Genomic DNA, 14,960 nt, shown 5'->3' with positions numbered 1-14,960 from the left:
TTACCGACGAGCCGACAGGAAACCTTGATACGCAGAACAGTAGCGAAGTTATCACCCTGCTAAAAGAAGCGTCAAAGAAGTATGAGCAGACCATTATTATGATTACCCACAACCGCAGTATCGCACAGACCGCAGACCGGGTATTACAGGTGTCGGACGGTGTTCTGACTGATTTAGGGAGGTGCCGCGAATGAAAAGCTATTTAAGCCTTATCCCTATTTCTGCAAAGGTGCATAGGCGGCAAAGCCGCATGACACGCATTTGTATCATTCTTGCGGTATTTCTCGTGACTTCCATCTTCTCTATGGCGGAGATGTGGACAGAATCCGAAACAACGGTGATGCGTCAAAATCATGGAGATTGGCATATTTCTCTTCAAAACGTGCCTGATGATAAAGCAGAGCAAATCATAGTAAACTCCGATGTTGCATTTTCTTCATGGTATGATGCAATCAATGTCGATGCAGACAAAGGCTATTATATTGGCGGCAAAAATGTGACATTATATGGCGTTGAGGAAACTTATCCTGCACGAATCATGAATTATCCGACAGAGGGTTCTTATCCGCAAAATGAAAAAGAGGTTGCTCTTAGTGCTGATGCAAAAGAGCTTTGGGGAGTTAAGATTGGAGATAATATCACCTTAAATACTCCTGATGGGGATTTGAAATATACGATTTCTGGCTTTTATGATGATGATACCGAGTTTAATAAAATCATTGATGGTGCTTGCGTGTATATGAACCGTGTAGCATTTAATGAGGTTTGTAGCTTGAACGGTGTGGCACATAATTCTCAATTCTACATTCGTTTCGAGAAAGAAAGCGGCCTAAAAAAAACGATTGCAAATTTGAAACAGCAATACAATCTGAATGCTGAAAATATAAAAGAGAATACGGGCGTTTTGGGAATGCTGGGAGCCAGCAGTAACGAAAGTGTAGATGGGCTTTATCCGCTGGCGGCAGCCTGTTTTGTAATCATCTTGATTTCAGGTGTTTTTATGATTTCAAGCTGTATGAACAGCAATGTGGCACAACGCACAAAGTTTTTTGGCATGATGCGGTGTATCGGAGCAAGCAAACAGCAGATCGTTAGATTTGTTCGTCTTGAAGCATTGAACTGGTGCAAAACGGCAATTCCGATTGGTTGTGCATTGGGGACTGTGACCTGTTGGATTTTATGTTTGATATTGAGATTTTTAGTGAAAGGTGAATGGGTAGATATGCCGCTTTTTGCAGTGAGCATCAGCGGTATTCTCAGCGGTGCTGTCGTCGGCATCGTTACGGTATTTATTGCGGCCCATTCCCCTGCAAAGCAGGCGGCTAAGGTTTCACCAGTAGCAGCTGTATCCGGCAATGCAGAGGTATCGCAACACGTTGGTCGTGCAGCAAAAACGAGATTTCTCAAAGTAGAGACTTCGCTTGGGATTCATCATGCAACCGGCGCAAAGAAAAATCTACTCCTTATGACAGGCTCATTTGCCCTTATGATTGTGCTGTTTCTGGCGTTTTCAGCTTGCTTGGACCTCGTGCATAAGCTGTTGCCATCTGTGAGTAGTTTTACTCCGGACATTTCGATTGCAAGTCCGGATGACTCAAATTCTATAGACCGGGGTGTGTTAGAAGAAATTTCAGAAATATCTGGTATAGATTCTGCTTATGGTACGATGTTCAACATAGCGTATCCTGCTGAAATAAATGGAGAGGGAAAGACTGTCGATTTGTACTCTTATGGAGATGCCATGATGGACAGTGCAAAAAAATCTGTTGCAAGCGGAGACTTGTCAAAAGTTTATGGCAATTCCAGGTATGTGCTGGCAATTTATAGTGAATACACAAGTTTGGATGTGGGCGATAAAATAAAAATTGGAGAAGAAGAACTGGAAGTTGCTTGTGTCCTGTCTGAAGGAGTAGGAAGTGTCAGTGGTTCCCCCGTTATCGTTTGCTCGGAAGAAACATATATGCGATTAACAGGGGAACGGAATTACGCTTTAATAAGCGTCGTATTGGGAAAAGATATATCCGAAGCATCTGTAAATAGAATCTTCGATTTGGCAGATGGAAATTTAATAAATGACAACAGAGAAGAAAAAAGCGATGTCAACGGTTCTTATTGGGTGTTCCGACTTGCAGCATACGGTTTTCTTGCAATTATTTCTCTTATTACTGTGCTGAACATTATGAACAGTATTTCCATGGGCGTATCCGCAAGAATTAAACAATACGGTGCAATGCGTGCGGTTGGTATGGAAAGTCGACAGGTAACAAAAATGATTGCAGCAGAGGCAATTACCTATGCTGCCAGCGGTGCGATTGTGGGTATTGTACTCGGCTTGATGCTCCATCACCTGATTTATGTAAAAATCATTATCAGCCATTTTGGGGGAACATGGAAAATCCCAGCTACGTCAATTGCTATGATTGTCCTGTTGATTTCGGTTTCCTGCATCCTTGCCGTTCATGCCCCGGCAAAACGAATTCGCAATATGCCAATTACTGCAACTATTAACGAGTTATAATGTTATATTTTGATCTGCCGGACGACGGCAAAAGAAAAAAAGCCGTCGTAGAGCAGACAATTTGACACGCCCATTTGAAACGGCGGCTTTGATTTTCAGAGCCGCCGTTTCTTTGCGTTTGCACAAACCAATGACGACTTGCAGGGACACGGTAGCCGATTGGAGGTTATTTTGCCGTGTCCCGTTTGCTTTTTCAAAGCTCGCATGATCTACATCAGTTAAAAAAAGCGTAGCTCCTCCTTCGGGAAAGTATAACATTGCATCGGCATTATCGTTCCATGTAATTCAGCATAATAATGACTGTTCTTGGCGCGCCAGTTTCCCATTGCGGGAATCTGGCGTTTTTTGTTGCCATTTTTTCGGAGATGATCCGGCTGTATACCGGTGTCGTTCCCCGCCTCCATTTGATTCACTCGTCAATCACCCGTGAATCGAAATGGAGGTACATAATGAAGAAAATTAACCTTCGGGAACTTTATCCTGATGTTTATACAACAGACTTTTTTGTAGATGTGACAGAGGAAGTAATGGAGACTATTCGAGCAGCTGAACGTGCGGAGGCTGCGTATGAGCGAAAGATGTATCGTTATAAAGCACAATATTCTCTGGATTGCGAGAATGGCATTGAAACTGCGGTGCTGTTGAAGCCGCAAACACCGGAGATGGTTCTGGAGGAGAAACAGTTTCAGGAGCAGGTCTATACTACTGTGATGAAGTTGCCGGAAAAACAGGCAAAGAGGATTTATGCCCGATACTATCTGGGAATGACGGTAAATGAAATTGCCGAAGTAGAAGGTGTAGACCCAAGCCGTGTCCGAGATAGTATCCGCCGTGGATTAAAGCAACTTGTAAAATATTTTTGATAAAAATTCATTTGATTCGCCTGTTTTTTGTCAGTGTTAATAAGAAGGTTATACCGATTTGAAGTGCGCTTATTAAGAAAACGCCAGATCCAGGGGCGTATCACCTCTGCATCTGGCGTTTTCTTATAGATTTGTACTTGCCTGTTTATCCAATATTCTTTTTTAATGAAGCAATCCATGCTTGGATTGCTTCCACCAGTACATACTGCTGACGCAAAACAGCCATACCTGTTGCGGGAATACTGGGTTCATTTTCTTTTTTCTGTATATTATGTTCCAGATAGGATTTTAAAGTACTAATATTTTCCTCAATTTCTGCTATGCACGATTTTTGTTTTTCAGGTGGCAAGGAATCCAAATTCACAATAACAGCGTTGAAGTCCAGAAAAATGTTAATAGGTTTTCCAGAAATCTCAAACATGAGCCGTTCAAATTCTGCTTCTCCGGCTTCCGTCAGGGAATAAATCGCTTTTTCTGGCATCTTCCCTTCCTTTACGATTTCGCCTCGGATTAGCCCCTTTTCTTCTAACTGAATGGCTTTTTTATAAATGGATGGAGTGCTGATTTTTACCCATTTGGATATGTTTCTATATTCTACTAACTTTTGAATATCGTAGGCGCTCATTGGCTCCTTTTTCAATATTCCCAACACGATTAAATCTATGGTTGCCATGTGGAATCACACCCTTTCACTATGCTTTCTGCATGAAAGAATACTGTCAAATTTACTATAAATTATAGTATTAGATTTTATACTCTTTGTCAAGATAAAACGCCTGACTTCTCTTGACATATACTATAAATTATAGTACTATGATTTATACGGTAGTATACTATAATCTATACTACTATAAATTATACTTAAAGAAGCGAAAGGAGTATTAACAATGAATGAACGCAACAACAAACTTGAGCTTTTGGGTAGTGCGCCTATCCCAAAAGCGCTGATGGCTCTCGGCATACCGATTATGATTGGGATGTTGATCAATGCACTCTATAATCTGGTGGATGCCTATTTTGTGAGTGGCTTGGGCAAAAGTCAAATGGGTGCTATTTCTGTCGTATTTCCGTTGGGACAAGTCGTGGTTGGTTTAGGCCTTATGTTCGGTAACGGAGCCGCATCTTATCTGTCAAGACTATTGGGACGCGGAGATAAAGATACCGCCGATAAAGTGGCAAGCACCGCATTGTATAGCAGTATTCTGATTGGTGCTATTATCATCCTACTTTCTGCGATTTTCCTTAAACCAATTTTGGTAATGTTGGGCGCGACGGAAACAATTATGCCGTATGCTTTGACATACGCAAGAATTTATGTGCTGTCCTGTATTTTCAATGTATTTAATGTAACAATGAACAATATTGTAAGTAGCGAGGGTGCAGCAAAAACGACCATGTGTGCCTTGCTATTGGGAGCCGTATTGAACATCGGATTAGACCCTCTTTTCATTTATACTTTGGACATGGGAGTAGAAGGTGCAGCAATCGCCACAGCAATTTCGCAAATGGTATCCACGCTTGTTTATCTTACCTATGTTCTGCGCAAAAAAAGCGTATTTTCGTTCAGCATAAAAGAGTTTTCTCCTACGAGGCAAATGATAACGGAAATTTTGAAAATTGGAGTTCCCACTTTGGTGTTCCAACTGCTAACAAGTCTTTCGATTGCGCTAATTAACCGCGCATCCAGCAATTATGGCGATTCGGTCATTGCAGGCATGGGGGCGGTTACGCGAGTTACTTCTATGGGAACTCTTGTTGTCTTTGGATTTCTGAAAGGGTTCCAGCCTATTGCTGGATTCAGCTATGGGGCAAAGAAGTTTGATCGCCTGCGCGAAGCAATCAAAACCTCAATCATTTGGTCTACAAGTTTCTGCTTAGTTGTAGGCTTGGTGATGGCCGTTTTTTCTACGCAGATTATCTCTCAATTTACTGAGGGAGATAATCAAATGATTTTAGTGGGTCAAAAATCACTGTTTACAAATGGGATCACATTCATTCTTTTTGGTTTCTACACGGTTTACTCCTCTTTGTTCCTTGCCTTGGGTAAAGGTGCGGCAGGTTTCTTTTTGGGAGCATGTAGACAAGGTGTCTGCTTTGTTCCTGTCATTTTGCTGCTGCCTATGGTATGGGGAATGAACGGAATCCTATATGCCCAACCCATCGCAGATGTAATTTCCGTAGTAATCACTGTATTTATGGCGTTACACCTTCATCGGGAATTGTCTATGGCTGAAAAACAGGCTATGTCCAATTCGGAAATATAAGGTACTTCTCCTTGACTTTTACTATCAACAATAGTACTATTGACAATAGTAAAAGTTGGAGGTGTAGTTATGTCGTCAATCGATTTAGTCATACTTGGTATTGTATTGGAAAAACCGCAAAGCGCCTATGACATTCAAAAGGATGTGGAGTACCACCATTTTTCCCGCTGGACAAAAATAAGCGTACCTTCTATTTATCGCAAGGTTCTCCAGTTGAGCGAAAAGGGTTATCTGCAAAGCGATATTGTCAAGGGCGATAAGTTTGCGGATAAAGCCATTTATTCTATTACCGATCAGGGCAGAGCGTATTTCAAGGAGCTGATGGCCTCTTATGTCGCTGGCCCAGTACCCTTGCTATTCGATTTCAATGTGGTCATTACCAATTTGAACAAGATGGACAAGGTCGAAGCGTTGGAGCTGGTTTCGGCTTTGCGCCAGAGCATACAGTCCTCGGCTGAATCCAACGAGGGCTATGCGCGGGAATTTACAGACATTCCTTTGGTTGGGAGAACGATTTTTGAGCAGCAGCAGCTTCTCTATCGCGCCCTTTTGGAATGGCTGGATCACTTTGAAGGGCAGTTCTTAAAAGAATGAGCACAGTCCTCCAAAGCAGTTTGACCATCCTGTTTGAAGCTCCATTTTGGATCGGCCTATATGAAAGAACTGATAGCGGTAAGTACGAGGTATGTAAAATCACTTTTGGTTCAGAGCCCAAAGACTATGAGGTCTATGATTTTCTGCTGAAGAATTGGCATAAATTGAAATTCAGTCCCCCGATCCAGACCGAAGTAGCCATAGAGCGAAAAATCAATCCCAAACGAATGCAGCGCGAAATTCAAAGTCAACTGCAAGATAAAGGCATTGGCACAAAGGCACAGCAGGCGTTGAAACTCCAGCATGAGCAATGTAAGCTGGAACGGAAAACCAAGAGCCGTGAGCAGAAAGAGGCTGAGAAAGACCGTCAGTTTGCCATACGGCAGGAAAAGAAGAAAGCCAAGCACAGAGGAAGATAACATGAAGATAGAATGGATTTTATGCCCCTTTTGCGGCAGCAAAACGCGATTGAAAATCCGCGATGATACAGTACTGGAAAACTTTCCGTTATATTGTCCTAAATGCAAACATGAAACCCTGATTACGGTAAGAAAACTAAATTTATCCATCGTTCAAGAGCCAGACGCACAGACGCAGAGCCGATAATACACAAGGTAAATTCACTTGTGGTTATCGGTCCTTTTTTATTTCAATATACGACGAGAGCCTGCCCCGCCCAATGGGGAAAGAAAAAAACCGTAGCTGGGCAGGTTGATTTTGTGCGCTTACTCTACTTACTTTGGCGGCGGTTTTGAGAAATCAGAGCCGCCGTTTCTTTGCGTTTACACAAACCTATAACGACTTGCAGGGACACGGTAGCCGATTGGAGGTTATTTTGCCGTGTCTCGTTTGCTTTTTCAAAGCTCACATGATCTACATCAGTTAAAAAAAGCATTGCTCCTCCTCCGGGCAAGTATAACATTGCATCGGCATTATCGTTCCATGTAATTCAGTATAATAATGGCTGTTCTTGGCGCGCCAGTTTTCCCTCACGGAAATCTGGCGTTTTTTGTTGCCATTTTTTCGGAGATGACCCGGTTGTCTGCCGGTGTCGGTCTCCGCCTCCATTCGATTCACCCGTCAATCACCCGTGAATCGAAATGGAGGTACATAATGAAGAAAATTAACCTTCGGGAACTTTATCCTGATGTTTATACAACAGACTTTTTTGTAGATGTGACAGAGGAAGTAATGGAGACTATTCGAGCAGCTGAACGTGCGGAGGCTGCGTATGAGCGAAAGATGTATCGTTATAAAGCACAGTATTCTCTGGATTGCGAGAATGGCATTGAAAATGCGGTGCTATTGAAGCCGCAAACACCGGAGATGCTTCTGGAGGAAAAACAGTTTCAGGAGCAGGTCTATGCCGCTGTGATGAAGCTGCCGGAGAAACAGGCAAAGAGGATTTATGCCCGATACTATCTGGGAATGACGGTAAATGAAATTGCCGAAGTAGAAGGTGTAGACCCAAGCCGTGTCCGAGACAGTATCCGCCGTGGATTAAAGCAGCTTGTAAAATATTTTTGATAAAATTTCATTTGATGCGCCTGTTTTTTGCCTTTTTTGTCAGTGTTAATAAGAAGGACAAGTTTTCCTCCTTCATCAGTACATTGACAATCGAATAGACAGCACAACAGGTACATAACCCATGTACGAGCGAATATGAAACGCCGCGAAGATGGAGCAGTCAGGGAGGTGATGAAAGAACTGCTTCGGAGCGATCTACGATTTCATAAAACGGATTGTGGCAGATTCGGCGCGATGACTGCATGGGGGCTTAAAGATACTTCCTCACGGCCCGCCAAAGACTTGGGGGGAACCCTGCGGCACACGATACGAACGGTGCTGCGGAGTTATGACAGCCGCGCCAGCGGAGACCTGTTGTGTTCCCATCGTCAGGGGGCGTGGCAAATGTGATGAAAGCTGAGTTATATAAATAGGAAGCGTTTGCAGCTTCCTGTTCAAAATTAGATACCATGCGCTGGCAGTTTCGGCTGCCAGCGTATTCATGTGGCTTTGAACAAACACGATGACAAACTTGACAGATTGGAGGAAATATGCTTTATGGAAAAACTTATTACACGAAAAGAAGCAGCAGAAATTTTAGGTATCAGCATTGCAACGCTGGACGCGGCCCGTAACAATGGTCTTATTTCTTATGTGCAATATGTGCAGAATGGCTGTGTGTACTTTACTTCAGCGGGCCTTCAGGAGTATATCGCAAAATGCACCCACAGAGCAAAGCCAGCAGAAAAGAACGCAACTTATCGTAAACCTCGCAGAGCTGGAGTGTGAGCCGGTCCGTATCCTTGTCGAAATCATAATGGTCTGATAAAACATAGATACAGCGCTGGAGTCTATTCTTAGGAGGTGACGGAATTGGCCAAACGGCAAACAATAATTCCTCAATATGGCACAGTTATGAAAAGAGGTGTCCTATATTATAGGACCAGAATCAAAGACGCGAATGGTAAGCTCGTAGCTATCTACGCAAAAACACCTGAAGAACTATACAATAAAGAAACGCTTGCGTTGGAACAGATTGAGAATGCCACTTTTCATCGGAAAACGCCCACAGTTGCAGAGTATTGTGAAAAGTGGCTGCTGATGCAGTCGGTTCATGTACGAGCTACTACTTTGACGGATTACACCTCAAAGGTTAGGCGGCATATTATAGCGGAATTGGGAGATAAACGGATGGGTGAGGTTAGCCTGGATGATATTCAGCTTGCCCTTGTTCCGGTTTCCAAAAAATCTGCATCGGTTTATAAATCTGTGGTAATCCTTTACAAATCTATCTTTCGCGCAGCGATGGAAAGCAGGATTATTGACCACAACCCAACGATTTATCTGACAACAAAAGGTGGCGGTATTCCACAAGAGGATCGTCAGGCTTTGACAGATGAACAGGTGGAGCGCCTTTTGGATGCTATCCGAGATTTGCCGCCTTATGTCTTTGTCATGATTGGTTTATATGCAGGGCTACGCCGGGAAGAAATTCTTGCTCTGAAATGGGATTCAGTATATCTGGATACAGATACTCCATATCTGACGGTAAGACGGGCATGGCACACCGAACATAACAGACCGGTGATTTCGGATGAATTGAAAACCAAGGCTGCGGAGAGAAATATCCCCCTTCCTGTTTGCTTGGCTGAGTGTTTGAAAGCAGCAAAGGAAACTTCGACTTCGGAGTATGTGGTTTCAAACCGGGATGGCGAACCGCTGTCCTACACGCAATTTAAGCGACTTTGGCAGTATATTGTTACGAGGACGGTCAAGGAGCGGAGCTATTATCGGTATGAAGATGGAAAAAGAGTAAAGCATACTGTCACACCTGTCTTGGGAGAAAAGGCTGCTCATAACGGAAAAGTGGTTTACAGTCTGGACTTTGAAGTAACACCCCATCAGCTGCGGCATACTTACATTACCAATCTCATTCATGCATCGGTAGATCCCAAAACGGTTCAATACCTGGCAGGCCATGAAAGCAGCAAGATTACCATGGACATTTATGCAAAGGTTAAGTACAACAGACCAGATGAGCTGGTCAGATCAATGAACTGTGCGTTTGCAAGCTGGGATGCAGCACAGTAATAACAAATAGGAAATGAAGCAGGAGCGAGGCAAGGATGTCTCGCTCTTTGTTTTACCTCAGCCGTATCTTTGATTAAATCGAGGCTTTCTGATAAAAAGAGAGTGTAGATACGGAGACTACACATTATCAAGAAAGGACGATCAAAGATGGCAAAAAAGAAAACACAGATCCCGAAGTACGGGACCATTACATTGAAAGGAATCCAGTATTACAGAACCAGGATTACGGATGCAGATGGAAAAGAGTTGAGTTTGTATGCCGCTACTTGTGAGGAATTGTATGAGAAGCAGTTAGAGGCCCGGAAGCAGGTGGAAGAAATTATCTTTCACCGGCAGCACCCGACAGTAGCCGAGTATGGAGAGAAGTGGCTGCTGATGCAGTCGGCAAAGGTGTCTGCGTCTACACTCAGAGGTTATACGAGGGATATGACAAACTATATCATAAAACCTCTGGGAGAGATGTATATGGAAGAAGTGACCGCTGACGATATTCGGCTGGCGCTTGTTCCATTGTCAAAGAAATCGGAAGGCTTATACAATAAGGTCAATATGCTACTCAAGTGCATTTTTTATGCGGCAGAGAGAAACCAAATTCTTGAACACAATCCCTGTGCGGGAATATCCGGTAAAGGCGGAAAACCGACAAAAAAGAAGGAGGCATTGACAGATCAGCAGGTAGCCGTGCTTCTGGATACAGTCAAGGGACTTCCTCCATATTTGTTTATTATGCTCGGTTTGTATTCCGGTCTGCGTCGGGAAGAAATTCTTGCACTGCAATGGGATTGTGTATTTCTGGACGAGGATACACCTTATCTATCGGTGAGGCGGGCATGGCGTACAGAGCATAACAGACCCGTGATTTCTACGGTGCTAAAGACTCCGGCGGCAAAAAGGGATATTCCGATACCGAAGTGTTTGGTGGATTGTCTGAGAGAAACGAAAGAAAATTCCATATCAGATTATGTGATTGCTGACAGCAAAGGGGAGCCGCTGGCTGCTTCGCAGTTTCAAAGAGTGTGGCAGTATGTCGTTGTCCGCTCCACTAAGCCCCGGAACTATTATAAGTATGTGAATGGGCAGAGCATCAAATACACGGTTACCCCAACGCTGGGCATGACCCAGAAAAATCAACCCAAAATCAGATATACGCTGGACTTTGATGTAACCCCGCATCAGCTGCGGCACACTTACATTACCAATCTTCTCTATGCTGGTGTTGATCCAAAGACCGTCCAATACCTGGCCGGACACGAAAACAGCAAAACAACTATGGACATCTATGCAAAAGTGAAGTACAATAAACCAGAGGAGCTGTTTGGGGTAGTAAATGGTGCGTTTCATCAGGCTATTGCTGAATGAAAAAAGGCCGTTTTTTATGGTCCGCACACCGGATAACTGAGAGGCAGAAAGCCGGAAAAGCCCGGAGTATCAAGGGAAAACAGCTCAAAAACTCGCGCAGTACGGTCTCAAGGCTGCACGTCGTGCACCTCAGTTCAGCAAGAGATAATCTGCTGTTCAGACCGTATCAAAATGGTTCAAAAACCCCGGAAAATCAAGGCTTAATAGTGACAAGTAACTATTTTGTCGCAGAGAACGGTGTGACCCGAAGGTCACGCCGTTTTTCTGTGTTCATAGGTTGTTTGCGTGATGATAGGCTCGGAAATAACGGGAATATCTACATCGTCCACGAAGTTGAAGAAAATCTTCACTTTCTGCTTGCGCTTGCCGCTGGATTTGTCCGGGGCATAGACGATGATTTTCTTGATATACTCGTTCACGATGGTCTGTGTCAGCTCCTCCACATCCACATATTTCTGTGTCAGGGCGATAAAGGCATCCAGACCGTCGTTCATTTCTTCCCGCTGTTCCACCCATTCTTCGATAACTTCAATTTCGAGCTTTAACCGTTCCTGCTCCGCTTCATAGTCCGCAGACATCTTTCTGTATCTGTCCTGATTGAGATTTCCAAGAACATAGTCCTCGTACAGCCGGGCGATGATGACATCCAGATCGGCAAGGCGTTTCTTTGCCTGTTCCAGCTTCTTTTTGTCATCCCGGATGCTGCGCTCCTGGTCAGTCCTGCGGCATTGCAGCCATTCCTCCTGAAAACCGTCCACATCGCTTCGGATATACTCATTGACTGCCCGGATGCGTTCCAGAACGATTTCACGAAGCACATCTTCCCGGATATAGTGGGCAGTACAAGTACCACGGTTGCTCTTGTAGTTGTTGCAGACGTAGTGATCCTGCTTGCCCTCAAAGCTTTTGCTTGTGGCAAAGTGGAGCTTGCCGCCGCAATCGGCACAAAACAGAAGCCCGGAGAACAATCCCTGCCGTTCCGCTTTTGCGGGGCGGCGTTTGTTTTTCCTCAGTTCCTGCACCCTGTCAAACTGTGCCTGAGATACAATCGCTTCCTGTGTGTCCGGCAGATAAAACATATTCTCCGGCTCATTGGGAATCCGCTTTTTCAGCTTGTAGGACTTGGAATAAGTCTTGAAGTTGCAGGTACAGCCTGTGTACTCCTGCCGTTCCAAAATCCCTGCAATGGACTGGTTGCCCCAGTGGTACGGTCTTTCCGGCATCGGCTTTTTCTTTCGCTTGGCATAGAGTGCCTTTGCGGTCATAATCTGCTTTTCTTCCAGAATCCTTGCAATCTGCTCCGGGCCTTTGCCGTCAATGCAAAGGTCGAAGATGAGCTTGACTACCGGAGCCGCTTCTTCATCCAGAATCCAGTGATCCTTGTCCTCCGGGTCACAGCGGTATCCGTAGGGCGGTTTGCCCATGTGCTTCCCACTGGTTCCTCTCTGCCGCAAACTGACACGGACTTTCTTGCTGGTATCACGGGGATACCACTCGTTGAACAGATTACGGATTGCGGCGAAGCCCTCGCTGTCTCCCCGGTTGCTGTCTACGCCATCATTTATAGCGATAAAGCGGACATCATAACTCGGAAAGATAATATCCGTATATTGTCCAACAGTCAGATAGTCACGACCAAAGCGGCTGAGGTCTTTGACCAGCCAGCAGCCCACAAGCCCCTGCTTGACAAGCTCAAAGCCTTCCTGCACACCGGGACGATTGAAGTTCGTCCCCGTATAGCCGTCATCCACCAGAATTTTCAGGTTTGTATACCCGTGGTCACGGGCATATCGGGTTAAATACTCTCTCTGATTTGCGATACTGTTACTCTCGCCTTCCTGGGCATCCTCGTTGCTCAGACGGCAATAGAGAATGGTAATTTTCTGCTGATCCAACATAATATCCTCCTTCGGTGGTTGGTCAGCCGACAGTACCGTTGTGCATATTGGAATTATATCATGCTTTTGTGTCGCAGTCATTAACAAATCACCCCCTTGTCAGAAAAAATGAGCCGTTTTACCTTGTCGGTAAGTGGCTCATTTCCATCACACTCCGTTTCAATCACATACCATGTGTTTCCGATCTTGCACTCAATGGTTTTGCAGAAAGAGGACTGTGCCGCTTCCCAACGCTTGCGGCATTCTTCCAGAAAATCAATAGGCGGCTCAAAAATCGGATCGAAGCAGGAGCAAATATCAATATAGCCGATGGCATCGTTGATTTCTTCCATCGGGGCATCTTCCATAATCATCTTGTTAATTTCATCTACGGTTTTCTTCATAGGCAAATAGTTCCTTTCTTAAATTTCCATGTCCTGTCCACGATTGCGGGCAGGGTGTTTGTGTTCATACAGTTCCTTTCCCCTGGCGAGGATGGCATTGATAAAAGCCCAGACCTTTTCAGATGCAATCTCAATCGCATCCAGGAAAGGCTGGGCTTTTTGTTTCAGCTCCTCATAGTCTTTGTTCAGTTTTTCAAAACGGTCTTTCCATATCTTTGCGTTTTTATCTGCCTGCTCGAATTTCTGCTTGTATTTCAGCTTCTCAGACTTTTCCGCAAAGCTGCTGACCGCATAATCCTTTAGCGTGCGGCACTCATCCGCCGTCATGGTAACATTTCCCGTAATGGGATTTTTCTTGCCCATCGACTCAATCTCATGTGCAGTCATAGCAACAGACTTAGCAGCCTGAGTTTCCTTTTTCAGAGCTTCCAGTTTCTTTTTCTGCTTCTCCGTGGCAGCTTTGGCATCCGCTAAGCTCTGCTCGGCCTGTGCCACCTGTCCGGTCACAGCTTCCAAACGCTGCTGTTCGGCCTGTACCTTGAACTGTGTCACCGTCAGATGTTCTTCGGTGCTGCCACATTCTCCACGCTCTACATCGGTATAACCAGCGTTTCGCATGAAATTGAAAAAGTCATCCTGCAGCACACTGTAGGACGACTTCAAAATCTTTTTCCCTTTTGCGTTCAACATAGGATTTCCGTTTTCATCAAGAACGGGTTTGGATTCCCACTTCTTACTGCGGCTGACCTGTGTGATCGTTTCCTTTACCGTTCCCCGGAGGGATTCATCCTTGCATCGCTTCGACCACAGGATTTGTTTCTCCACCACCGGGATATAAACCACATGAAGGTGATAGTGGTACACATCCTCACCCAGAGCTTCCGACATTGCCCGGTTGCGCTCGTCGGCATGCATTACAGCGGAGAGGATATACTGCTCACCGCCCACGATCTCCACGGCGGCTTTATAGGCATCGGCATAAAACTGTTTTGCAAACTCATAGCCGCCGTGGTTGTAGAAATAAGCGGAGTTCACATCGAAAACCAACTCGCCATATTTGACGGCATCCGGTTTCAGCCCTCTGGTGGAGATGATCTTGTCCTGCTCCATCTGCTCAAACATTTTTACATAATCGTCAGTGGGAGACTTGAAGTGAACATTCAGCGCAGTACGTTCCGGCACGATGTCCACATTGGAATAACGGTCTTTTTCACGCTCATTGTGTTCCTGTACTTTTGTCACATCATCCGGAGTTTCCAAGTCCTGATTTCTGGCTAAGGTACGATCAATTCCATCATTTCTTGCCATAGATTTTTGTCCTTTCTTTAAGATTTGCAGACAGCGGAGGGCTGAGGAACGGCACTTTTTCAAAGTGTAATAACCCACTATTACACTTTCATCCATGCTGGCTACAAAGTGCCGTGGGCTCTCCGAGGGCTCTCCCGAGGGGGAATGCGGTCACTGCGGTGACCTCTGCTGACCAA

General features: G+C 44.8%; 14 protein-coding genes and 1 pseudogene. 11 read left to right on the top strand and 4 right to left on the bottom strand.

Features of this window, described 5'->3' with window-relative positions; translation table 11 throughout:
- Positions 1–5: 5 nt before the first annotated feature.
- The 3 genes and pseudogenes from DW642_RS12850 to DW642_RS12830 all read left to right on the top strand — a co-directional run.
- A pseudogene (locus DW642_RS12850) lies at positions 6–194 on the top strand (ABC transporter ATP-binding protein); the annotation flags it as partial.
- Complete coding sequence (locus DW642_RS12845) at positions 191–2,518, top strand: ABC transporter permease (protein WP_117510416.1); 2,328 nt, start codon at positions 191–193, stop codon at positions 2,516–2,518. The pseudogene DW642_RS12850 and the gene DW642_RS12845, both read left to right, overlap by 4 nt.
- Before the next feature lie 449 nt (positions 2,519–2,967).
- A complete protein-coding gene (locus DW642_RS12830; RefSeq protein ID WP_117510413.1) occupies positions 2,968–3,381 on the top strand; it encodes a sigma-70 family RNA polymerase sigma factor in 414 nt (137 codons plus the stop codon).
- A 145-nt stretch (positions 3,382–3,526) separates the two neighbouring features.
- On the opposite strand, the gene DW642_RS12825 is transcribed toward DW642_RS12830, so the two are convergent.
- The gene (locus tag DW642_RS12825) at positions 3,527–4,054 is read right to left on the bottom strand and encodes a PadR family transcriptional regulator (protein ID WP_055056202.1); all 528 of its coding nucleotides are present in this window, start codon (positions 4,052–4,054) and stop codon (positions 3,527–3,529) included.
- A gap of 214 nt (positions 4,055–4,268) precedes the next feature.
- Here DW642_RS12825 and DW642_RS12820 point away from each other — a divergent pair, with 214 nt between their 5' ends.
- The 8 genes from DW642_RS12820 (at position 4,269) to DW642_RS12775 (ending at position 11,195) form a co-directional block, all read left to right on the top strand.
- A complete protein-coding gene (locus DW642_RS12820; RefSeq protein WP_117510412.1) occupies positions 4,269–5,645 on the top strand; it encodes an MATE family efflux transporter in 1,377 nt (458 codons plus the stop codon).
- Positions 5,646–5,714: 69 nt separating this feature from the next.
- Positions 5,715–6,239 (top strand): PadR family transcriptional regulator, encoded by a 525-nt coding sequence (locus tag DW642_RS12815; RefSeq protein WP_117441392.1) that lies wholly within the window; start codon positions 5,715–5,717, stop codon positions 6,237–6,239.
- Complete coding sequence (locus DW642_RS12810; RefSeq protein WP_117441391.1) at positions 6,236–6,658, top strand: YjdF family protein; 423 nt, start codon at positions 6,236–6,238, stop codon at positions 6,656–6,658. Before DW642_RS12815 ends, DW642_RS12810 begins: the two co-directional genes overlap by 4 nt.
- 1 nt (position 6,659) lies before the next feature.
- Positions 6,660–6,845, top strand: a complete 186-nt coding sequence (locus DW642_RS12805) for a cysteine-rich KTR domain-containing protein (protein WP_117510411.1) — start codon at positions 6,660–6,662, stop codon at positions 6,843–6,845.
- A 507-nt stretch (positions 6,846–7,352) separates the two neighbouring features.
- Positions 7,353–7,766, top strand: coding sequence for a sigma-70 family RNA polymerase sigma factor (locus DW642_RS12795; RefSeq protein WP_117510410.1), 414 nt, complete (start codon positions 7,353–7,355; stop codon positions 7,764–7,766).
- Positions 7,767–8,303: 537 nt separating this feature from the next.
- Entirely contained in the window at positions 8,304–8,534 is a 231-nt protein-coding gene (locus DW642_RS12785; RefSeq protein WP_008728422.1) for a helix-turn-helix domain-containing protein, read from the top strand.
- Between the two features lie 126 nt (positions 8,535–8,660).
- Positions 8,661–9,836: a tyrosine-type recombinase/integrase gene (locus DW642_RS12780; protein WP_442857744.1), complete on the top strand. Its 1,176-nt coding sequence runs from the start codon at positions 8,661–8,663 to the stop codon at positions 9,834–9,836.
- A 147-nt stretch (positions 9,837–9,983) separates the two neighbouring features.
- Positions 9,984–11,195, top strand: coding sequence for a tyrosine-type recombinase/integrase (locus DW642_RS12775; RefSeq protein ID WP_003526283.1), 1,212 nt, complete (start codon positions 9,984–9,986; stop codon positions 11,193–11,195).
- A 251-nt stretch (positions 11,196–11,446) separates the two neighbouring features.
- Here DW642_RS12775 and DW642_RS12770 read toward each other — a convergent pair whose 3' ends face one another.
- The 3 genes from DW642_RS12770 to DW642_RS12760 form a co-directional block, all read right to left on the bottom strand.
- Positions 11,447–13,093, bottom strand: a complete 1,647-nt coding sequence (locus DW642_RS12770) for a recombinase family protein (RefSeq protein WP_199572093.1) — start codon at positions 13,091–13,093, stop codon at positions 11,447–11,449.
- A gap of 80 nt (positions 13,094–13,173) precedes the next feature.
- Positions 13,174–13,476, bottom strand: a complete 303-nt coding sequence (locus DW642_RS12765; protein ID WP_033121834.1) for a hypothetical protein — start codon at positions 13,474–13,476, stop codon at positions 13,174–13,176.
- Between the two features lie 18 nt (positions 13,477–13,494).
- Entirely contained in the window at positions 13,495–14,784 is a 1,290-nt protein-coding gene (locus DW642_RS12760) for a plasmid recombination protein (RefSeq protein ID WP_033121833.1), read from the bottom strand.
- Between the last annotated feature and the right edge of the window lie 176 nt (positions 14,785–14,960).

It is taken from the genome of Blautia sp. AM23-13AC, from assembly GCF_003435675.1.
Classification (GTDB): Bacteria; Bacillota; Clostridia; order Lachnospirales; family Lachnospiraceae; genus Fusicatenibacter; species Fusicatenibacter saccharivorans.
The sequence above is the reverse complement of the archived record's forward strand: the minus strand, read 5'-3'. Positions and strand labels throughout refer to the sequence as shown.